The following is a 20544-nucleotide window of genomic DNA, read 5'->3' on the forward strand; positions in this document are numbered from 1 at the left end:
GTCCTGCGGCGACTCAGCGGATCGGGCCCGGCTCTTCAGACACTCGTCAGACACACGGGCACACAGCTTGCATAGTAACCGCAAGCGGGATGAGCCCCACAACGTGATCTTGAGCTGTGATCAGGACTGGTGGTCGGGGTGGCGGGATTTGAACCCACGGCCTTCCGCTCCCAAAGCGGACGCGCTACCAAGCTGCGCCACACCCCGTCGGTGCGACACGTAGGGTACATGCCCGCAGCCAGTGCTCCTGCCCCTTTGTTTCGTACGTACGCGCCCGGTACGGAATGGGTGTGCGGCGAGCGGCAGGAACCCGCTACGATGCTCTTCGTGCCGCGGCCTTCATGACCTGCGGCGCGATCCTCGCGGGCGTAGCTCAATGGTAGAGCCCTAGTCTTCCAAACTAGCTACGCGGGTTCGATTCCCGTCGCCCGCTCCGCATGGCTCAGGGCCAGGCCGGAGGTTCGTCCTCCGGCCTGGCCCTGAGTCGTTGTCGTACTGCGGTGCGCGCCGACGCCAGAAGTGCGCGTCGGCGTCAGAACTGGATCGCGTTGAGCGAGTCGGCCAGCGAGTTCAGGAAGTTGTTGATCGACGGCGCCATGCCGGTCGACGCGAGGAAGAAGCCGAAAAGCGCCGCGACTATCGCGGGTCCGGCCTTGATCGAACCGCCGCGGATCATCACCACGAGGATGATCGCCAACAGCAGCACCACAGACAGCGAAATGGCCACAACTGATCACACCCTCGGTCGGTCCACCCTTGCCCCGCCCGGGAGCATGCGGCCCAGCACACCCCCGTCACGTCCATCGTGCCACCAACCCCCTGGTGCTGGCTGCCGGCTGACACATCGTCGGCTGATGGATCACGTCACACCGGGCCGGGCCGACAGGCCCGGCCATGGCGCACCGACACACGGCACCTACCCGCCGGGCGCGAAATACACACAGCCCGGTCACAGGAAATTCAGGCAATTGCGGTGAGGAAATTCACCCTCACATTCGGCGTGTCGATTTGCACCGTTTAAGCGGTATTAACTAGGGCATATTGCGCGTTTGACGGTAGTTTCAGTGGCGAATGGACGCGCCCTCCAGCGGGTTTTACGTAATCCATTCCGCAGGGCTAGGGTGCCTCGAATGTTCCACGCTCCGAATGGATTGCAGAGGGACCGACTCCCCGAGGCCTCCCGGGAGCCGGAGCCCGTCCCCGAGACGACGGCGAAGGCGAAGGAACCGGCGTCACCGGCACCGGCGGCACGCCCGCACGTGCCGCCCGCGGCGGCATCGGCCGGGAGACGCGACCCCTACTTCGACAACGCCAAGTACCTGGCCATCGTGCTGGTGGCGGTGGCGCACGCGTGGGAACCGGTGATGGAGGGCAGTCGCGCCACCCGAGCGCTGTACATGCTCGTCTACACCTTCCACATGCCGGCGTTCATCATCATCTCCGGCTACTTCTCGCGGAACTTCGACGCCCGGCCCGGCCAGCTGAAGCGGCTGGTGAGCGGGGTGGTCGTGCCGTACGTCGTCTTCGAGGTGGCGTACACGCTCCACAAGCGCTGGGGCGACGGCGACCCCGGGCACCCGTTCAGTCTGACCGACCCCTTCTACCTCACCTGGTTCCTGCTGGCGTTGTTCGTCTGGCGGCTGTCCACTCCCCTGTGGCGCGCGATCCGGTGGCCACTGCCGCTCGCGCTGGTCGTCGCCGCGCTCGGCTCGCTCACGACGGGCATCGGCGGGGATCTCGAGCTGCAGCGCGTGATGCAGTTCCTGCCGTTCTTCGTGCTCGGGCTCTCGCTCAAGCCGGTCCACTTCCAGCTGGTGCGGCGGCGCGAGGTGCGGCTGCTGGCGCTGCCGGTGGTCGCGGGCGCGGCGGTGTTCACCTACTGGATCGCGCCGGACCTGAGGATGGGCTGGTTCTACCGCTCGGCCGGGGCCGGGGACCTGGGCGCGCCGTGGTGGGCGGGGCCGCTCATGACGTTCGGCCTGTTCGCCTGCGCGCTCGTGCTCACGGCGGCCTTCCTGGCCTGGGTGCCGCGCGGGCGGACCTGGTTCACCGTGCTGGGTGCGGGCACCATATGCGGGTATCTGCTGCACGGCTTCCTGGTGAAGACCTTCGACTACATGGGCCTGGCGGCGGAGCATCCGTGGCTCGCCACACCGGGCGGAGAGCTCGTGGTGACGTTGACGATGGCCGCGGCGGTGACGCTGCTCTGTACGCCTCCGGTGCGGCGGGCTCTGCGCTTCGCGACGGAGCCGGAGCTGTCCTGGGCGTTCCGGCGGGACGTCACTCGGCTGTCAGGCCCAGCAGCCGGCGCACCGTCGCGTACTTCGCGGTGAGCCGGGCCCGGGTCGCATCGTCGAGGACGGCCAGGCGGTCAGGGTCTGCGTTGTGGGCGAGGTCGGACTCCTTGACGAGGAGTGCGCCCGGCGTCGCGAGAATGCGTCGGGTGTAGTCGGCGAGGTCCTCGCCCTTGCGCTTGGTCAGCGCGAGGACCATCTCCTTGACGGACTGCGGGAGTTCGGCGGCGTCCAGCCAGTCGCGGGAGAGGGCGTCGTCCTCGATGGCGTCGTGCAGCCATGCCGCGGCGATCTGCTCGTCGCTGCCGCCACGGGCGCGGACGCCGTCGGCGACGGCCTGCAGATGCTCCGTGTACGGGCGTCCCGCCTTGTCCGTCTGCGCCGCGTGCGCCTCGCGGGCCACGGCCTCGACGTCGGTCAGAGTGAGGAAGGGCATGAGCGGACTGTACGGGGGCGCCGATCGACCCGGGTGTCCGTTCTCAGAACCCGGAGGGGTTCATGTCACAGCTCGCGGCGGAGCAGAAGCAGGGCGCGGTCGTCGTTGACGTCCTTGGCCACGGCCTCGATGAGGTGCCAGGCCGCGCCCTCGAAGCCGGTCGCGACATAGCGGTCGGCCTCGCCGGTGAGGCGGTCCATGCCCTCGGCGATCTCGCGGTCGGACGCCTCCACCAGGCCGTCCGTGAAGAGCATCAGCACGTCGCCCGGCCGCAGTGTCCCCTTGACCGGGTCGAACTGGGCGCCGGCGTACACGCCGAGCAGTGGCCCCTCCGCGGACTTCTCCTCCCAGCGGCCCGAACCCGCGTGGAGCTGGAGGGCGGGGAGATGGCCGGCGGAGAGGAGTTCGTAGTCGCCGGAGTCCAGGTCGAGGACGAGATGGATGGAGGTCGCGAAGCCCTCGTCCCAGTCCTGGCGCAGCAGATAGCCGTTGGCGGCGGGCAGGAAGCCGTGCGGCGGCAGCGAGCCGAGGAGTCCGCCGAACGCGCCCGACAGGAGCAGGGCGCGCGATCCCGCGTCCATGCCCTTGCCGGAGACGTCGGTCAGGACGGCTTCGAGTGTGCGACCGCCGTTGGTCCGGGCCGCGACCACGAAATCGCCGGAGAAGGACTGTCCGCCGGCCGGACGCAGCGCCATCTCGCGGTGCCAGCCCTTGGGCAGCCGGGGCAGCGCGCTCTGCACCCGAAGGCGTTCACGCAGGTCGAAGAGCATCGTGCCGCCGCGCCGCCAGGGCACGCCGACCCGGGCCCGGAACTGTGCGATGAGCAGTCCGAAGAAGCCGCAGGCCGCCACGACCAGCACCGTTCCGGGGGTGACCCGCGCCGGGCCCTCCATGTACGGGCCCAGCGTGAGCGACTCGACGATGAGCGCGCCCGCCGCAGCCGCGTACAGCCCGAGGAGACTGGCGGGCCGCAGCAGCAGACCGCCCGCCACGATCGGGAGGACGAGTGCCGCCGGCGAGAACCAGACGGGCAGGGCTATCGTGCCGCACGCGATCGCCGGGATGGTCAGCAGCAGTCCGACCAGGGCGATCCAGTCCGAGCCGTCGCCTCGGAAGTAGTCGACGCCGGACTTGCGCAGCGCGGTGCGGGCCCGGTGTGCGGACTTCCGCAGCCGGGCCGTGAGTGAGTCTGCTGCGCCACGTGCCATCGTCGTGGACCCTATCCACCCGCTCGGGTGGCGTGCAGGGCGGCCCCTGTGACATTGCGTTCGAAATCGGGTCGCGGCGGATCGGACACCCCTGGTAGGGATGGCACATGACGACTGAACTGCGGGTGCTCCAGCGGGCACAGTGGGACGAGTGGTACGGAAAGCTGGAGCGCGCCTTCGGCGGAGTGCCCGAGGCCCCGGAGGAACGCGAACTGTTTCGCACGCTGACGGAGTTCGACCGTTCGATCGCCGCGTGGGACGGCGACGAGTGCGTCGGTACGGCCGGGGCGTTCAGTTACCAGGTGTCGGTGCCCGGCGGCGCGTTCGTCCCCGCCGCCGGCGTGACGATGGTGAGCGTCGCGGCGACGCACCGGCGGCGCGGAGTGCTGACCTCGATGATGCGGCGTCAGCTGGATGACGTACACATGTGGGGTGAACCGCTCGCCGTGCTGACGGCGTCCGAGCCGGAGATCTACGGACGGTTCGGGTACGGCGTCGGGACGCATCAGCTGAATCTGGAGATCGACACGTCCCGGGTGCGGATCGTCGCGCCGCCCGGAACGGACGGCGTACGACTGCGGTTCGTTCCGGTCGCGGAGGCGGCCGAGGCGTGCGAGGCCGTGTATCTGCGCACGATCGGCTCACGGCCCGGCATGATCGCCCGGACGCCCGGCTGGGAGCGGCTGCCGCTGCTCGACCCCCGGGGCGAGCGGGAGGGCGCGTCGCCCATGCAGTGCGTGCTCGCCGAGCGGGACGGCGAATTGGTGGGATACGTCCGCTTCCGCAACAAGCCGGAGTGGCAGGCGTCGGGAGCGAAAGGCTCGATCATGCTCCGGCACATCGACGCGCTGGACCCTGCGGCGTACGCGGCACTGTGGCGGTTCCTCTTCGACATCGACCTGACCTCGACGGTCCGTGCGGGGATGCGGCCCGTGGACGACCCGCTGCTGCAGCTGGTGACCGACATCCGCCGGTGCGGTGTTCTCGTGCGCGACTCGATGCACGTACGGCTGGTGGACCTGGGCGCGGCGCTGGCGGCACGGACCTACCAGGCGCCGGTGGACGTGGTGTTCGAGGTCGAGGACGCCTTCTGCCCCTGGAACGAGGGGCGCTGGCGGCTCACCGGCGACATGAAGGGCGCGTCCTGCGAGCGCACCGCGGACGAGGCCGATCTGGCGCTGTCCGCAAGGGAGTTGGGCTCTGCGTACCTCGGCGGGGTGACGCTCTCCTCGCTGGCGGGCGCGGGGCGGGTGCGCGAACTGCGCGGCGGGGCGCTGGCCGAGGCCTCGCTCGCCTTCGGCTCGGACCTCGCGCCGTGGCTGCCGCACGGCTTCTAGCGGGCGGGAGGCGTCCTCACGTCCCCGACCGGCCCGGCCCCTGGCAGGTCGGACACCAGAAGAGGTTGCGGGCGGCGAGATCGGCGGTGCGGATCTCGCCGCCACAGATGTGGCAGGGCCGGCTGGCCCGGCGGTAGACGTAGACCTCGCCGCCGTGGTCGTCGACGCGCGGCGGGCGGCCCATGGCCTCGGGGGTGTGCTCGGGTCGGACGGTGTCGATGCGGTTGTTCCGCACGCCTTCACGCATGAGCGCGACCAGGTCCGCCCAGACGGCGTGCCACTCGCGCTCGGTGAGGTCCTTCCCCAGGCGGTACGGATCGATGCCATGACGGAAGAGGACTTCCGCGCGGTAGACGTTGCCGACGCCCGCGACGACCTTCTGGTCCATGAGCAGGGCCGCGACGGTCGTACGGGAGCGGGAGATCCGTGCCCAGGCGCGCTCGGGGCCGTCGTCCGTGCGGAGCGGATCGGGGCCGAGGCGCTCGTGTATCGCGCGCTTCTCGGGGTCCGTGATGAGGGAACACGTGGTCGGGCCGCGCAGGTCGACGTACGCCCGCGCGTGGGCGAGCCGCAGCCGCACGGTCTCGGCGGGCGGGGGCGCCGGGACGTCGCCGAAGTTCACCTTGCCGAACAGGCCGAGGTGGATGTGGACCCATTCCTCGCCGCCGAAGCCGAGGAAGAGGTGCTTGCCGTGGGCCTCGGTGCGCTCCAGCACCGTGCCGTCGAGCAGCGCCGCTGAGTCGGCGAACTTCCCCTGCGGGCTCGTCACCCGGACGGACCGGCCGCCGAACCGTTCCCGGTAGTCGGCGGCCAGTCGGTGGATCGTGTGCCCCTCGGGCATCAGGCGGTGGGCTCCTGCGGGTGGTGGGCCGGGATCGGGGGGAGCTCGCCGGTGGTCTCGTACGCCGAGAGCATCTCGATGCGACGGGAGTGACGCTCCTCACCCGAGTAGGGCGTCTTCAGGAAGACCTCGACGAACGTCGTCGCCTCGTCGGTGGTGTGCATGCGGGCGCCGACGGCCACGACATTGGCGTTGTTGTGCTCACGGCCCAGTGTGGCCGTCTGCACGCTCCAGGCCAGTGCCGCGCGCACACCCTCGACCTTGTTCGCGGCGATCTGCTCGCCGTTGCCGGAGCCGCCGATGACGACGCCGAGGCTGTCCGGGTCCGCGGCGGTCCGCTCGGCGGCACGCAGGCAGAACGGCGGGTAGTCGTCCTGGGCGTCGTAGATGTGGGGGCCGCAGTCGACGGGCTCGTGGCCGTGGGCCGTGAGCCACTCGACGAGGTGGTTCTTGAGTTCGAAGCCGGCATGGTCGGAGCCGAGGTACACGCGCATGATCCGAGTGTGGCACGCGGGAGGCCGGGTAGCGGTCAGCGGGGTCGGTACGGGTTTCGGTCGCACGACCGGACGAAAGGTGCCCAATATCACGAAACGGAATCAGGTCTTCCGTACCGGCGAGTCACCGGTTTGAATGCACGGGCTCGTAACCCGAGCGAACCGCACACGTAAGGAATCGTCCATGACCTCGCAGTCGACCCTTACGAAGGCAGGCGGAAGCACCGGAGAACCCGGCATTCCCCAGCCTTCGGACGGTCTCAAGGCCGGACTGAAGAACCGCCATCTGTCCATGATCGCCATCGGCGGCGTCATCGGCGCCGGCCTGTTCGTCGGGTCCTCCGGCGGTATCGCCGCGGCCGGCCCGGCCATCCTCGTGTCGTACCTCCTCGTCGGCGCGATGGTGGTCTTCGTCATGCGGATGCTGGGCGAGATGGCGGCCGCGAGCCCGAACTCCGGCTCGTTCTCCGCGTACGCCGACCGCGCGCTCGGCCGCTGGGCGGGCTTCTCCATCGGCTGGCTGTACTGGTTCTTCTGGGTCGTGGTGCTGGCGGTCGAGGCGACCGCGGGTGCCGTGATCCTGGAGGGCTGGGTCCCGGCCGTGCCGCAGTGGGCCTGGGCGCTGATCGTCATGGTCGTGCTGACCGCGACCAACCTCGTCTCGGTTTCGTCGTACGGCGAGTTCGAGTTCTGGTTCGCCGGCATCAAGGTCGTCGCCATCGGCGCGTTCGTGGTCATCGGTCTGCTGGCCGTCTTCGGCATCCTGCCGGGCTCCGACAACCCGGGCGCGGGCTTCGCGCACCTGACCGATGCCGGCGGCTTCCTGCCCAACGGCGCGGGCGCCATCCTCACCGGTGTGCTGATGGTCGTCTTCTCCTTCATGGGCAGCGAGATCGTCACGCTGGCCGCAGGTGAGTCCGAGGACCCGCGCCGCGCGGTCACCAAGGCCACCAACAGCGTGATCTGGCGGATCGGCGTCTTCTACCTGGGCTCGATCTTCGTGGTCCTGACTCTGCTGCCGTGGAACGACAAGTCGATCGTCGAGAAGGGCTCGTACGTCGCGGCCCTGGACTCCATCGGCATCCCGGCCGCCGGCCAGATCATGAACGTCATCGTCCTGACGGCCGTGCTGTCCTGCCTGAACTCCGGCCTGTACACCGCCTCGCGCATGGCGTTCTCGCTGGGCGAGCGCGGTGACGCCCCCAAGGCCTTCGCCAAGGTCAACGCCAAGGGCGTGCCGATGTGGGCGATCCTGGGCTCCGTGGTCTTCGGCTTCCTCGCCGTCTACTTCAACTACGCGTTCAAGGACACGGTCTTCCTGTTCCTGCTGAACTCGTCGGGTGCCGTCGCACTCTTCGTCTGGCTGGTGATCTGCTTCACCCAGCTGCGGATGCGCGGGATCCTGATGCGTGAGGTCCCGGAGAAGGTGACGGTGAAGATGTGGCTCTTCCCGTACCTGACCTGGGCGACCGCCGCGATGATCGTCTTCGTGCTGGGCTACATGCTCTTCGACGACGCCAACCGCGAGGTCGTGCTGCTGTCGCTGATGGTCGCGGCCGTCGTGATGATCATCGGTTTCGTGCTCCAGTCCAAGGACAAGAGCAGGCGCAAGGCCGAGGTCGACGCCTAGTTCCCCGGCTCAGGCGCGCACGTACGCGAAAGCCCCGGTCCGCCGCGAGCGGACCGGGGCTTTCGCATACGTGTCAGCCGCGGCGGCCGAGCAGCTTCCAGGCGCCCGGCAGCACGCCAATCGCCAGCGCGGCCTTGAGCGCGTCACCGACGAGGAACGGGGTGAGGCCCGCGGCCACGGCCTGGGAGAGCGTCATGCCGGTGGCGAGGGCCAGGTACGGCACGCCGACCGCGTAGATGATCGCGGAGCCGAGCACCATGCTGCCGGCGGTGCGCAGGACGGAGCGGTCCGCGCCACGGCGGGCGAGGGCTCCGACGATGGTCGCGGCGAGCAGCATGCCGAGGATGTAGCCGAACGACGGCATCGCGTACCCGGAGGACGCCTCGGCGAACCACGGCATGCCCGCCACACCGGCGATTGCGTACAGCGCGAGAGCGAGGAAGCCACGGCGGGCGCCGAGCGCCGTGCCGACGAGGAGCGCGGCGAAGGTCTGGCCCGTGACCGGCACCGGGGAGCCGGGGACCGGGACGGCTATCTGGGCCGCGATGCCGGTGAGCGCGGCGCCGCCGACGACCAGGGCCGCGTCCACCGCGGACTTCGTACGGCTGGTGGGCAGCAGGTCGGCGAGAACCAGTCCGGATCGGACGGGGGCGGCAGCAGTGCTCATCGGGACTCCGCGAGGGTGTGGAGAGTGGGTACTCACATCGGTGTGGACATGGCGACGTTAACCCAGGAGTGAACGACCGATCACCGTCAGCCGATGACAAAGGGCCGGCCGACGCATTGGTGGGTTCCTCACAAAGAGCACAGGGTAAGCGCCCGGGGCGCGTGACACTCGTCACTGAGGTGGCGGGCCGAAGATCCCGTTTTTGGCGATCGGTGCCGAGCTCGGGGAGACTGTGGATTCTTGCCAAATTCCCGAGAGTGACGAGCACCATGCACGACGCACCGCCCACCCCGTTGGCCACCGAGGCCGAACCTCTCTCGCACGGGCTGAAGCAGCGTCATCTGACGATGCTCGGCCTCGGCGGGGTGATCGGAGCCGGTCTCTTCGTCGGCTCCGGAGCCGGGATCGCGGTCGCCGGGCCCGGGATCGTCGTGTCGTATCTACTCGCCGGCACGCTGGCGATGCTGGTGATGCGGATGCTCGGCGAGATGTCGTCGGCGATGCCCGCCTCCGGTGCCTTCTCGGTGCACGCGGAGCGGGCGCTCGGCCGCTGGGCCGGCTTCAGCGTGGGCTGGCTGTACTGGTTCCTGCTGGTGGTCGTGCTCGCCGTGGAGGCGACCGGCGCGGCGACCATCGCCAACGGCTGGGTGCCGGGCGTGCCGCAGTGGGCCTGGGTGCTGATCTTCATGATGGTCTTCACCGCCGCCAATCTCGCGGCCGTGAAGAACTTCGGCGAGTTCGAGTTCTGGTTCGCCGCCCTGAAGGTGGGCGCGATCGTGCTGTTCCTGCTGCTGGGCACGCTGGCGATCTTCGGTGTCCTGCCCGACACGGAGCCGGTCGGGCTCGGCAATCTGACCGGGCAGGGGGGTTTCCTGCCGAACGGCTGGGAGGGCGTCGTCTCCGGAGTCCTCGCGGTCGTCTTCGCCTTCGGCGGTCTGGAGGTCGTCACGATCGCGGCCGCCGAGTCCGAGGACCCGGCCCGCGCGGTCGGGCGTGCGGTGCGCAGCGCGGTGTGGCGCATCCTCCTCTTCTACGTCGGCTCGATGCTGGTCATCGTGACCGTGCTGCCGTGGACCGCGATGAAGCCGGGACAGAGCCCGTACGTCGCCGTCCTCGACGCGATCGGGGTGCCTGCGGCCGGGCAGATCATGAACATCGTGGTGTTCGTGGCGCTGCTGTCCGCCCTCAACGCCAATCTTTACGGCTCCTCGCGGATGGTCTTCTCGCTCGCCGAGCGCGGCGAGGCGCCCGCCGGTCTGCTGAAGGTCTCCGGGGGCGGGGTGCCTCGGCGGGCCGTGTTCGCCTCGGTGGCCTTCGGCTTCGTCTCCGTCCTGCTCAATCTGAAATGGCCGGACTCCGTCTTCCTCTACATGCTCAACGCCGTCGGCGCGGTGCTGCTGTTCGTGTGGGCCCTGATCGCGGTGTCACAGCTGCGGCTGCGGCGGCGCATCGAGCGGGAGGCACCGGAGAAGCTGGTCCTGAGGATGTGGGGCTTCCCGTGGCTGACCTGGGTGGCGCTGGCCGGGATGGCGGCTGTGGTGGTGCTGATGCTGTTCGACGACGGTGCGCGGCCGCAGGTCCTCTGGTCGGCGGCGGCGGCGGCTGCGGTGCTGGTCGTGGCGGGGGTACGGGAGTGGCGTGAGACTCGGGCCGACCGTTTCTGACCCTTCACATTGTGTGAGCATCTTGTCCGTATAGCGGTCATCCGAGCCCTGTGAGCGGAATGGGCCTCAGACTGTGGGCCAATCCCCTCGTCCCCCACGAACAGGGCATACCCATGTCTCGGACCTCGGCGCCCGCGCCCGTCGACCACAAGGCCGACTCCGCGCTCGCGCACGGCCTCAAGCAGCGCCATCTCTCGATGATCGCCCTCGGCGGGGTGATCGGAGCCGGTCTCTTCGTCGGCTCCGGAGCCGGTATCGCCGCCGCCGGACCGTCGATCGTCGTCGCCTATGCGATATCCGGCCTGCTCGTCATGCTGGTGATGCGCATGCTCGGCGAGATGTCGGCCGCGAATCCGGCCTCCGGCTCGTTCTCGGTCCACGCCGAGCGGGCCATCGGACCCTGGGCGGGCTTCACGGCCGGCTGGTCCTTCTGGGTGCTGCTGTCCGTCGCGGTCGGCCTGGAGGGCATCGGCGCGGCGAAGATCGTCAGCGGCTGGCTGCCCGGCACGCCCGAGTGGGCCTGGGTCGCCCTGTTCATGCTGGTGTTCTGCGGGACGAACCTCGCGGCCGTGAAGAACTTCGGCGAGTTCGAGTTCTGGTTCGCCGCCCTCAAGGTCGGCGCGATCACGCTGTTCCTGATCCTCGGCGGCCTCGCGATCCTCGGCTTCCTGCCCGGCACGGAGGCCCCCGGCACCGCCAACCTCACCGGCGACGGCGGCTTCCTGCCGAACGGCTCGGAGGGCCTCGTCATCGGTCTGCTGGCGTCCGTCTTCGCGTACGGCGGCCTGGAGACGGTCACCATCGCGGCCGCCGAGTCCGAGCACCCCGTCCAGGGCGTCACCAAGGCCGTGCGTACGGCGATGTGGCGCATCGCGGTGTTCTACATCGGCTCGATGGCGGTCATCGTCACACTGGTGCCGTGGGACGACCCGGACGTCGCCAACCCCGACAAGGGCCCGTACGTCACCGCCCTGAACCACCTCGACATCCCGGGCGCCGGCACCGTGATGCAGATCGTGGTGCTGGTCGCCCTGCTCTCCGCGATGAACGCCAACATCTACGGCGCCTCGCGCATGGCGTACTCGCTGGTCGCCCGTGGCCAGGGCCCGAAGGCGATCGGCCGGATCTCCGGGGGTGTGCCGCGGATCGCCGTACTGGTCTCCTCCGTCTTCGGCTTCCTGTGCGTGCTGCTCAGCTACTGGCGTCCTGACGACGTCTTCCCGTGGCTGCTGAACATGATCGGCGCGGTGATCCTCGTCGTCTGGCTCTTCATCGCCGTCTCCCAGCTGGTGCTGCGGCGACGGGTGGAGCGCGAGGCTCCGGAGAAGCTCGTGGTGCGGATGTGGCTGTTCCCGGTGCTCACCTGGGTCGCGATCGCGGGCATGCTCGGGATCTTCGTGCTGATGCTCCGCCAGCCCGGCACCCGCGACCAGCTCCTCGCGACCGGCCTGATGACGCTGGTGCTGGCCGCCGGCGGCCTCTTCCTGCAGAAGCGCCGCGCGTCGGCGGAGCCGACGAAGCAGACCTCGACGGACTGACGGCGCCGGCAGCCGCCGCGCACACGGGACCCCCGGGCCGAGGACGGCCCGGGGGTCCTTCGCGTGTCCGGCTACGGCCCTGCCCGGGTGGCCGGCCGTCGCGCCGAGCGATGACCCGAAGGACCGTCGGCGAACCGTCCTCCGACTGAACCGTCCTCGACAACTGCGTGTGGCCTGCCCGAAGTCTTGGTGCCGTGTCGTGGAGCGCAAGCGGCGACCTGGCGGACCGCCCGAGCGCGACGCCACGCGTTGCCGGAAGTCGAGTGACGGGAGGACTCCATGTCCGCAGGGTTCAGGCGCCGTTCGATACTTCTCGCGGCGGGGGCGACCGCCGCCTCGACCGCCGCCACGGCGGGCGCGGGGGCCGCGGTCGCGGCTGCGCCGCACCGGCCGCGCGGGCCCGTCGTCATCGGGCACCGGGGAGCCGCCGGGTGGCGGCCGGAGCACACGGCCGCGTCGTACACATACGCGGTGCGGGCCGGGGCCGACTGGATCGAGCCGGATCTGGTGGTGACCCGCGACCACCGTCTGGTGGTGCGGCACGAGAACGAGATCTCGGGGACGACGGACATCGCCGCGCACGCGGAGTTCGCGGACCGCAGGACCACGAAGACCATCGACGGCCGGGCCGTCACCGGCTGGTTCACCGAGGACTTCACGCTCGCGGAGCTGAAGACCCTGCGCGCCGTCGAGCGCCTCCCGGCCGTCCGCAACCGCAACACCGTCTTCGACCGGCGCGAACCGATCATGACGTTCGAGGAGGTGGTCGACCTGGCCAGGGCCCTGTCCCGGCAGCACCACCGCACCGTCGCCGTCTTCCCGGAGACCAAGCACCCCACGTACTTCCGCTCCATCGGCCTTCCTCTGGAGCCACCGCTGGCCGTCGCGATCCGCCGTGCCCGTCTGCGTCCCCACGAGTGCGTCGTGCAGTCCTTCGAGCCGGACAGCCTGCACCGGATCGCCGGCGAACGGCTGGGGGTGCCGCTGTGGCAGGCGCTCGGCACGACCGGCGGCCCTTACGGCCACCCGGTCACCTACCGGGAGATGATGACGCCGGCCGGACTGCACGAGATGGCGACGTACGCCCGGTGGATCGGCCCGGACAAGTCCTCCGTCGTCCCGCCCTCGCCGCTGCTCGCCGACGCGCACGCGGCAGGGCTGAAGGTCGGCGCCTACACCTTCCGCGCGGAGAACCAGTATCTGCCCGCCGACCTGCGTCGCGGCACCGACCCGATCGCGTTCGGCGACGCCTTCGCCGAGTACGAGCGGCACTACGCCCTCGGCGTCGACGCCGTGGTCACCGACTTCGCCGATCTCGCCGCGATCGCCCGCGACGCCTTGTCCTAGGACGAAGGGCTGATCAACTTCCGGGCCCTCCTGCTGCTAACATGCAATTGCGAATCACTTGCAATAAGCAGCTCGGAGGGCTCGGACATGGCCATGTACACGCTTCCTGAACTTCCGTACGACTACGCGGCGCTGGAGCCGGTGATCAATCCGAAGATCATCGAGCTGCACCACGACAAGCACCACGCCGCCTACGTCAAGGGCGCCAACGACACGCTGGAGCAGCTGGAGGAAGCGCGCGACAAGGAGCAGTGGGGAGCGATCAACGGGCTGGAGAAGAACCTCGTGTTCCATCTCTCCGGGCACATCCTGCACAGCATCTACTGGCACAACATGACCGGCGAAGGTGGCGGTGAGCCGCTGGCCGCGGACGGTGTGGGCGAGCTCGCGGACGCGATCGCCAAGTCGTTCGGCTCCTTCCGGAAGTTCAGGACGCAGCTCTCCAAGGCCGCCGCGACCACGCAGGGCTCGGGTTGGGGCGTCCTCGCGTACGAGCCGGTCAGTGGACGGCTCATCGTCGAGCAGGTGTACGACCACCAGGGCAATGTCGGACAGGGGTCGGTGCCGATCCTGGTCTTCGACGCCTGGGAGCACGCGTTCTACCTTCAGTACAAGAACCAGAAGGTGGACTTCATCGACGCCATGTGGCAGGTCGTCAACTGGCAGGACGTGGCGAAGCGTTACGCCGAAGCCAAGGAGCGCACCCCGCTCATCGCCCCCTGACGGGGCGAGCACAGTCGTCCTGCTCGTGATCGTCTTCTCAACCTTCACCTGCAGGCGGAATGAAGGAGGGCCCCCGCGAATGGGCACCTCCCAGGAGCTCTGGGGGGAGTGACTCGCGGGGGCCCTTCCGTGCGGGGCACGGGTGAAACGATCAGAGGTTGGAGAAGTCGGGACCGTTCGTGCGCGTCCGCTTGATCTCGTAGAAGCCCGGGACCGACGCCACCAGCAGCGTGCCGTCCCACAGCTTCGCCGCCGCCTCGCCCTTGGGCGCCGGGGTGACGACCGGGCCGAAGAAGGCGATCTGCTCGCCGTCCGCGCCCGGCACCGCGATGACCGGCGTGCCGACGTCCTGGCCGACCTTGGAGATGCCCTCCCGGTGGGAGGCGCGCAGCTCGACGTCGTACGCGTCCGACTCGGCGTACTCCGCGAGCTCGGCAGGGAGGTCCACCGCGGCCAGGGCCTCCAGTATCACCTCGGGGGTCGCTCCGCGGCCGTCGTTGTGGATGCGGGTGCCGAGCTCGGTGTAGAGCGGGCCGACGACGTCGTCACCGTGCTTCTGCTGGGCGGCGATGACGACACGGACCGGGCCCCAGCCCGTCCTGAGCAGCTCGCGGTACTGCTCGGGCAGCTCGTCCAGCCTGTCCTCGTTGAGCACGGCCAGGCTCATGACGTGCCAGCGGACGTCCACCGGCCGGACCTTCTCGACCTCGAGCATCCAGCGGGAGGTCATCCAGGCCCACGGGCACAGGGGATCGAACCAGAAGTCGGCAGGGGTCCTGCTCTCGGACATGTCTCTCCTCGTGTGGGAAGCACAGCTCCCCCGTGGAACATCGCCGGTCGCCGCGGGCATTCCCCGATATCGGCGGTCAGGCGCACATGCGAGGATCGGTGCTGTTCAAACGAGACACGAAGGAGTGGCCGTGCCCGGAGAGAATCTGTCCCGCGACGAGGCCCGCGAGCGGGCCGCACTGCTGGCCGTCGACGGGTACGAGGTCTTCCTCGATCTGCGGTCCGCGATCGAGGAAGACGGTCCGGAGCCGCGGACGTTCCGCTCCGTGACGACGATCCGCTTCCGCGCGGCCGAACCGGGCGCAGGCACCTTCGCCGATCTGGTCGCCCCGTCCGTGACCGCCGTCACCCTCAACGGGGAGGAGCTGGACCCGGCCGCCGTCTTCGACGGCTCCCGGATCGCGCTCCCCGCGCTCCGCGCCGAGAACGTCCTGGTCGTCGACGCGCAGTGCGCGTACAGCCGGACCGGCGAGGGCCTGCACCGGTTCGTCGACCCGGAGGACGGCGAGGTCTACGTCTACACGCAGTACGAGCCGGCCGACGCCCGCCGTGTCTTCGCGAACTTCGAGCAGCCGGACCTCAAGGCCCCCTTCCGATTCGAGGTGGCCGCGCCCGAGGGCTGGACGGTCTGGAGCAACGGCGCGGAGGAGTCGGGAATCGAAGGGCGCGATGGGGGTATCCCCGGACGAAGTCTGGGGGAGCTTCCGCAGAAGGGTGGTGGCGGGCGACGGGAGGGCGGCGAGACCTGGCGCTTCGCGGAGACCGAGCCGATCTCCACCTACATCACGGCCGTCGTCGCCGGTCCGTACCACTACGAGACCGACCTCTACACGCGCACCTTCGACGACGGCACGACGCTGGAGATCCCGCTCGGAGCGATGTGCCGCAAGGGGCTGGCCAAGCACTTCGACGCGGACGACATCTTCCTCGTCACCAAGCAGGGCCTGGACTTCTTCCACGACCACTTCGACTGTCCGTACCCGTTCGGGAAGTACGACCAGGCCTTCGTGCCCGAGTACAACATCGGCGCGATGGAGAACCCGGGGTGCGTGACCTTCCGGGAGGAGTTCGTCTTCCGGGGGAAGGTGACGCAGGCGTCGTACGAGCGGCGGGCGAACGTCATCCTGCACGAGATGGCGCACATGTGGTTCGGCGACCTGGTCACCATGCAGTGGTGGGACGACCTGTGGCTGAAGGAGTCCTTCGCGGACTTCATGGGGTCCTTCTCGATGGTGGAGGCGACCCGCTTCCGCAACGGGTGGGTGACCTTCGCGAACAACCGCAAGGCGTGGGCCTACCGTGCGGACCAGCTGCCGTCGACGCACCCGATCACGGCCGACATCCGTGACCTGGAGGACGCGAAGCTCAACTTCGACGGGATCACGTACGCCAAGGGCGCGTCGGTGCTGAAGCAGCTCGTCGCGTACGCGGGACGGGACGCGTTCCTGGAGGGCGCGCGGCGCTACTTCAAGCGGCACGCGTACGGGAACACGCAGCTCGGCGACCTGCTGTCCGTCCTGGAGGAGACGTCCGGGCGGGACATGGCGGCGTGGTCGCGGTCCTGGCTGGAGACGGCGGGCGTCAACTCCCTCACCCCCGCCGTGACGTACGACGCCGGGGACCGCATCACCGAGCTGGCCGTGGTCCAGGACGGCGACCACCTGAGGCCGCACCGGGTGGCGGTCGGGCTGTACCGGCACGAGGGCACGGACCTGGTGCGCTACGCGCGCGCCGAGGTGGACGTCGTCGGGGCGCGGACGGTGGTCGGGGAGCTGACCGGCGCGGAGAGGCCGGCGCTGGTCCTGGTCAACGACGACGACCTGACCTACTGCAAGATCCGCTTCGACGAGGGCTCGCTGGAGACGCTGCGGTCGCACCTGGGTGCCGTGACGGATCCGCTCGCGCGGGCGCTTTGCTGGTCGGCGCTGTGGAACCTGACGCGGGACGCCCTGATGCCGGCACGGGACTTCGTGGCGCTGGTTCTCGACTTCGCCGGCCGCGAGTCGGACATCGGTGTGCTGCAGATGGTGCACGCGTGGGCGCGTACGGCCCTGGTGCACTACGCGGCGCCCGAGTGGCGCGAGGAGGGTGCGCGGCTGCTGTCGGCGTGCGCGCTGCGGGAGCTCCGGATGGCGGAGCCGGGGAGCCAGCACCAGCTGACGTGGGCGCGGTTCTTCGCGTCGGCGGCGACGACGGACGCGGATCTGCAGCTGCTGCAGGGGCTGCTGGACGGTACGGCGAAGATCGACGGGCTGGACGTCGACCAGGAACTGCGCTGGGCCTTCCTGGAGCCGCTCGCCTCGCACGGGGTCGCCGACGAGGCGGCGATCGGCGCGGAACTGGCGCGGGACGACACCGCGTCCGGCAAGCGCTACCAGGTGCGGTGCCTGGCCGCGCGGCCGTCCGCGGCGGTCAAGGACCAGGCGTGGGCACAGGTCGTGGAGTCCGACACGCTCTCCAACGCGCTGGTGACGGCGACGATCTCGGGGTTTGTGCAGGCCTCGCAGCGGGAGCTCATCGCGCCGTACGCGGAGAAGTACTTCGAGACGATCGAGCGGGTGTGGGCCGAGCGCTCGATCCAGATCGGGATGGACGTGGTGCAGGGGCTGTTCCCCGGGCTCCAGGACAGCGAGGCGACGCTCGGGGCCGCCGATGCGTGGCTGGCCGCACACGCCTCCGCCGCGCCGGCCCTCCGGCGCCTCGTCCTCGAGTCCCGCGACGACCTCGCCCGCGCGTTGCGCGCGCAGGCGCGGGACGCGGCGCGGACTGCCTGAGAGGGAGGGGGCGGCGCCCGCCCCCTCCCCCGGCGTCCCGCCCGCGGCGACGCTGCCCCGCGCCCGACCGGCGGGCCCCGCGGACCCCGACCGCGACCGAACCGCGCGGTGGGCCCGCACGGCCGACCTCGAACCCCGGACAGGCTTGGCGGGCGCCCGGACCGCGCGGTGGGCCCGGGTGTCCGTCCCCGAACCCCGAACAGGCTTGGCATACGCCCGGCACCGCGCAGCAGACCCGTATGTCCGCCGTCGAACGCCGGACCGGTCCGGTCCGCGCCCGGTGCCGCCCGCAGGGCGTAGGGGGCCGGGGCAGAGCCCCGACGGAGGGCTGGGGGCAGAGTCCTCCGCGCGCCGAGCCGCACATCGGCACAGCCGGGAAGGGGGCCGGGGTGGGGAAAGGCCCACGCAGCGGCACCGGGAGCCGGGGGGCTGATCGGCAGTCGAACGTCCGTACTTTAGGACGGTGTTGTCCAGAATTGTCGACGGCTCTGTAACAGCGGTTAGGAGCCGCCGGGAGCGCGGGAATTGGCGGGTCATGAACCACAACACCCCGCTCTCCCCCCGCCCCTTGAGCCACCTGTCCGACGCCCGCAGCCGCGTCCTGACCACCGCGCAGCTGCGCGAGCACGGTGTGCCGGCGGCCAAGGCCGCCGAACAGTGCAGGCCGGGCGGCCCCTGGCAGCAGGTGCTGCCGGGCGTGTACGTGCTGCACCCCGGGCCGCCGACCAGCGAGGAGCGGCTGCACGCCGTGCTGCTGTACGCCGACCGGCCCGGTGTACCGCGAGAGGCCATGATCACCGGGCTCGCCGCCCTCGCGCTGCACGGGTTCGCCTCGGCGCCGCCGCTGCCGTCGCTCGACCGGATCGACGTGCTGGTGCCGCGGACCCGCAGGCTCCGGTCGGCGGGCTGCGCCCGGCTCATCCGGACGCTCACACCGCCGAGACCGGAGGAAGTGACGGGGCTGCCCGTCGCCCCGGTGGCCCGCGCGCTCGCGGACTCCGTCGCACGGCTCTCCGACGCCGTGTCCGTGCGCCGGCTGCTCACGGAGGCCGTCCGCAACGGTCACTGCGAACCTTCCGCGGTGGTACGGGAGTTGACCCGTGCCCGGCTGCTGTCGCGGCCCCACGTCGTGGGCGCCGTGGACTCGCTGCTCGCCGAGGGCCGGGCCCGGGCCGAGGGCCGGCTGTACCGGCTCGTACGGGCGTACGACCTCCCCGAGCCGGTGTGGAACGTGGATCTGCGTCTGCCCGGCGGCCCCCACCTCGGCGGCGTCGACGCCTACTGGCCCGAGCAGGCCGTCGCCGTGGAGCTCGACACCCGCGCCCCGCGCCACGGCGCCGCCGCCGACCCGGAGTGGGACGAGTACACCCGCAAGCGCGAGCACCTGGAGCGGCTCGGCATCACCGTCGTCCGCATCACTCCGAAGAAGCTGCGGGAGACCCACGACCAGCAGGCGACGGTGCTCCGTACGGCCCTGATGGCAGCGCCGGAACGGGATCCCGCCGCCTACGTGGTCGTGCTGCCCCGTTAGCGGGGCAGACAGGCCGGGCGGCCGGGCGTCAGCAGAACTCGGCCTCGACGATCGCCGCCGTGTCCCCCGTCCAGTCGGCGTTCAGATTCAGCGCGAGGGAGTGGCGGGCGTCCCGGGTGGCGACCGCCTCGGAGAGGGAGCCGTGGATGCCGCCGCCATGGCCCCAGACCTCCTTTCCGCAGGACAGCTCGGTGCGCATCAGGCCGAGCCCGTAGCCGTACCGGGGACTCTCCGGCGACAGCGGCACCGTGTCCGTCATCTCCTTCAACTGCTCCGCGGGCAGGAGCTTTCCGCCCAGCAGCGCACGGTAGAAGCGCTGGAGGTCCGAGGTGTTGGAGATCATCTCGCCGGCGGCGCCGGCGGCCGACGGATTCAGTTCCGTGACGTCGTGGACCTTGTCCGCTGCGGGGTCGTCGGACAGCTTCGAGTACGCACGGCCGCTGGGCCGGGGCATCCCGGCAGCGGTGCCGGGCACGCTGGTCGCGTGCAGCCGGAGCGGGCGCAGGATGCGGCGCTCGACCTCCTTCCCGTACGGCCGGCCCGTCACCTCCTCGATCACCATTCCGGCGAGGACGTAGTTGGTGTTCGAGTAGCTCCAGCCGGTGCCGGGCGCGAACTCCGGCTTGTGCGCCATGGCGACGGCGACGAGTTCACGGTCCTTCCAGGTGTCGTAGCGGTGCTCGAAGAAACCGGGACCGAAGACCTTCGCCCCGAAGTCGGGGTCGGCGGTGTAGTTGTGGACGCCGCTGGTGTGGTTGAGGAGCTGCCGCACGGTGATCCTCCGTCCGTCGTGGCCGTTGCCGCGGACGACGCCGGGCAGCCACTTCTCGACGCGGTCGTCGAGGCTCAGCCTGCCCTCTGCCTCCAGTTGCAGCAGGACGGTGGCGACGAACGTCTTGGTGATGGAGCCGACGCGGAAGCGGTCCTGCGGGAGCCGCTCGCGGCCGGTGGCGGTGTTCCCGAGGCCGGTGGTGCCGTCCCAGGCGCCGCCCGGTTCCTGGGCGCGGGCCACGACACCGGGTACTCCGGCGCGCACGGCCGCCTCGACCGCGGCGCGGGTGCCGTCGTGGCCGCCGCCGGTTCCCGGCCATGCGGCGTTCGCCGCGGGAGCGACGAAGGCGGTGGTGGCGGCGACCGCTGCCGCCACCACCGCTCCGGTCAGGGCCGTCCGGACGGTACGCACTGTCATACGAACTCTCCTGTCTGCGAGCGACTGTGAGTGGGTTCGACCGGCAGGACTCCGCCGGGACGGCGCGCGTTGCCCGCCCTGT

Annotated in this window: 17 protein-coding genes and 2 tRNA genes; 10 read left to right on the forward strand and 9 right to left on the reverse strand. The window is 70.3% G+C overall.

The genetic code is table 11. From position 1 onward, the window contains the following. Window positions 1–130: 130 nt before the first annotated feature. Window positions 131–207: transfer RNA gene (locus tag ABT078_RS14960), tRNA-Pro, on the reverse strand. A 155-nt stretch (window positions 208–362) separates the two neighbouring features. On the opposite strand from ABT078_RS14960, the gene ABT078_RS14965 reads away from it, so the two are divergent. After that, window positions 363–433 (forward strand) — tRNA-Gly (locus tag ABT078_RS14965). 99 nt (window positions 434–532) lie between these two features. Here the strand turns inward: ABT078_RS14965 and ABT078_RS14970 are convergent. Next, entirely contained in the window at window positions 533–727 is a 195-nt protein-coding gene (locus ABT078_RS14970; RefSeq protein ID WP_351227600.1) for a hypothetical protein, read from the reverse strand. A gap of 403 nt (window positions 728–1130) precedes the next feature. On the opposite strand from ABT078_RS14970, the gene ABT078_RS14975 reads away from it, so the two are divergent. Next, window positions 1131–2333, forward strand: coding sequence for an acyltransferase family protein (locus ABT078_RS14975; protein WP_351227602.1), 1203 nt, complete (start codon window positions 1131–1133; stop codon window positions 2331–2333). On the opposite strand, the gene ABT078_RS14980 is transcribed toward ABT078_RS14975, so the two are convergent. Together ABT078_RS14980 and ABT078_RS14985 are read right to left on the reverse strand one after the other, a co-directional pair. Next, entirely contained in the window at window positions 2281–2730 is a 450-nt protein-coding gene (locus tag ABT078_RS14980) for an HD domain-containing protein (protein ID WP_351227604.1), read from the reverse strand. The genes ABT078_RS14975 and ABT078_RS14980 overlap by 53 nt on opposite strands. Before the next feature lie 65 nt (window positions 2731–2795). Beyond that, on the reverse strand, window positions 2796–3938 hold the full coding sequence (locus ABT078_RS14985) for a SpoIIE family protein phosphatase (protein WP_351227606.1): 1143 nt from the start codon (window positions 3936–3938) through the stop codon (window positions 2796–2798). Between the two features lie 107 nt (window positions 3939–4045). Between ABT078_RS14985 and ABT078_RS14990 the strand changes: the two genes are divergently transcribed. Continuing rightward, the gene (locus ABT078_RS14990; protein ID WP_351227607.1) at window positions 4046–5275 is read left to right on the forward strand and encodes a GNAT family N-acetyltransferase; all 1230 of its coding nucleotides are present in this window, start codon (window positions 4046–4048) and stop codon (window positions 5273–5275) included. A gap of 16 nt (window positions 5276–5291) precedes the next feature. On the opposite strand, the gene ABT078_RS14995 is transcribed toward ABT078_RS14990, so the two are convergent. Then, window positions 5292–6116 (reverse strand): Fpg/Nei family DNA glycosylase, encoded by an 825-nt coding sequence (locus tag ABT078_RS14995; protein WP_351227609.1) that lies wholly within the window; start codon window positions 6114–6116, stop codon window positions 5292–5294. Further along, window positions 6116–6610 (reverse strand): ribose-5-phosphate isomerase, encoded by a 495-nt coding sequence (locus ABT078_RS15000; RefSeq protein ID WP_351227611.1) that lies wholly within the window; start codon window positions 6608–6610, stop codon window positions 6116–6118. Before ABT078_RS15000 ends, ABT078_RS14995 begins: the two co-directional genes overlap by 1 nt. 184 nt (window positions 6611–6794) lie before the next feature. On the opposite strand from ABT078_RS15000, the gene ABT078_RS15005 reads away from it, so the two are divergent. Then, complete coding sequence (locus tag ABT078_RS15005) at window positions 6795–8240, forward strand: amino acid permease (RefSeq protein WP_351227613.1); 1446 nt, start codon at window positions 6795–6797, stop codon at window positions 8238–8240. A 73-nt stretch (window positions 8241–8313) separates the two neighbouring features. Here ABT078_RS15005 and ABT078_RS15010 read toward each other — a convergent pair whose 3' ends face one another. After that, the gene (locus ABT078_RS15010; RefSeq protein WP_351227615.1) at window positions 8314–8907 is read right to left on the reverse strand and encodes a biotin transporter BioY; all 594 of its coding nucleotides are present in this window, start codon (window positions 8905–8907) and stop codon (window positions 8314–8316) included. A gap of 269 nt (window positions 8908–9176) precedes the next feature. Here ABT078_RS15010 and ABT078_RS15015 point away from each other — a divergent pair, with 269 nt between their 5' ends. From ABT078_RS15015 to ABT078_RS15030, 4 genes are all read left to right on the forward strand, one after another. Then, the gene (locus ABT078_RS15015; RefSeq protein WP_351227714.1) at window positions 9177–10571 is read left to right on the forward strand and encodes an amino acid permease; all 1395 of its coding nucleotides are present in this window, start codon (window positions 9177–9179) and stop codon (window positions 10569–10571) included. A 113-nt stretch (window positions 10572–10684) separates the two neighbouring features. Further along, entirely contained in the window at window positions 10685–12109 is a 1425-nt protein-coding gene (locus tag ABT078_RS15020; RefSeq protein WP_351227617.1) for an amino acid permease, read from the forward strand. Window positions 12110–12388: 279 nt separating this feature from the next. Next, window positions 12389–13456 (forward strand): glycerophosphodiester phosphodiesterase family protein, encoded by a 1068-nt coding sequence (locus ABT078_RS15025; RefSeq protein ID WP_351227619.1) that lies wholly within the window; start codon window positions 12389–12391, stop codon window positions 13454–13456. Between the two features lie 87 nt (window positions 13457–13543). Then, window positions 13544–14179 (forward strand): superoxide dismutase, encoded by a 636-nt coding sequence (locus ABT078_RS15030; RefSeq protein ID WP_351227621.1) that lies wholly within the window; start codon window positions 13544–13546, stop codon window positions 14177–14179. Between the two features lie 151 nt (window positions 14180–14330). On the opposite strand, the gene ABT078_RS15035 is transcribed toward ABT078_RS15030, so the two are convergent. Continuing rightward, the gene (locus ABT078_RS15035) at window positions 14331–14969 is read right to left on the reverse strand and encodes a mycothiol-dependent nitroreductase Rv2466c family protein (RefSeq protein WP_351227623.1); all 639 of its coding nucleotides are present in this window, start codon (window positions 14967–14969) and stop codon (window positions 14331–14333) included. A 130-nt stretch (window positions 14970–15099) separates the two neighbouring features. Here ABT078_RS15035 and pepN point away from each other — a divergent pair, with 130 nt between their 5' ends. Together pepN and ABT078_RS15045 are read left to right on the forward strand one after the other, a co-directional pair. Further along, entirely contained in the window at window positions 15100–17742 is a 2643-nt protein-coding gene (gene pepN / locus ABT078_RS15040; protein WP_351227625.1) for an aminopeptidase N, read from the forward strand. A 535-nt stretch (window positions 17743–18277) separates the two neighbouring features. After that, window positions 18278–19273, forward strand: coding sequence for a hypothetical protein (locus tag ABT078_RS15045; RefSeq protein ID WP_351227627.1), 996 nt, complete (start codon window positions 18278–18280; stop codon window positions 19271–19273). A gap of 28 nt (window positions 19274–19301) precedes the next feature. Here ABT078_RS15045 and ABT078_RS15050 read toward each other — a convergent pair whose 3' ends face one another. Beyond that, entirely contained in the window at window positions 19302–20462 is a 1161-nt protein-coding gene (locus ABT078_RS15050) for a serine hydrolase domain-containing protein (RefSeq protein WP_351227629.1), read from the reverse strand. Between the last annotated feature and the right edge of the window lie 82 nt (window positions 20463–20544).

The organism is Streptomyces sp. NPDC002133, from assembly GCF_040296405.1.
Classification (GTDB): domain Bacteria; phylum Actinomycetota; class Actinomycetes; order Streptomycetales; family Streptomycetaceae; genus Streptomyces.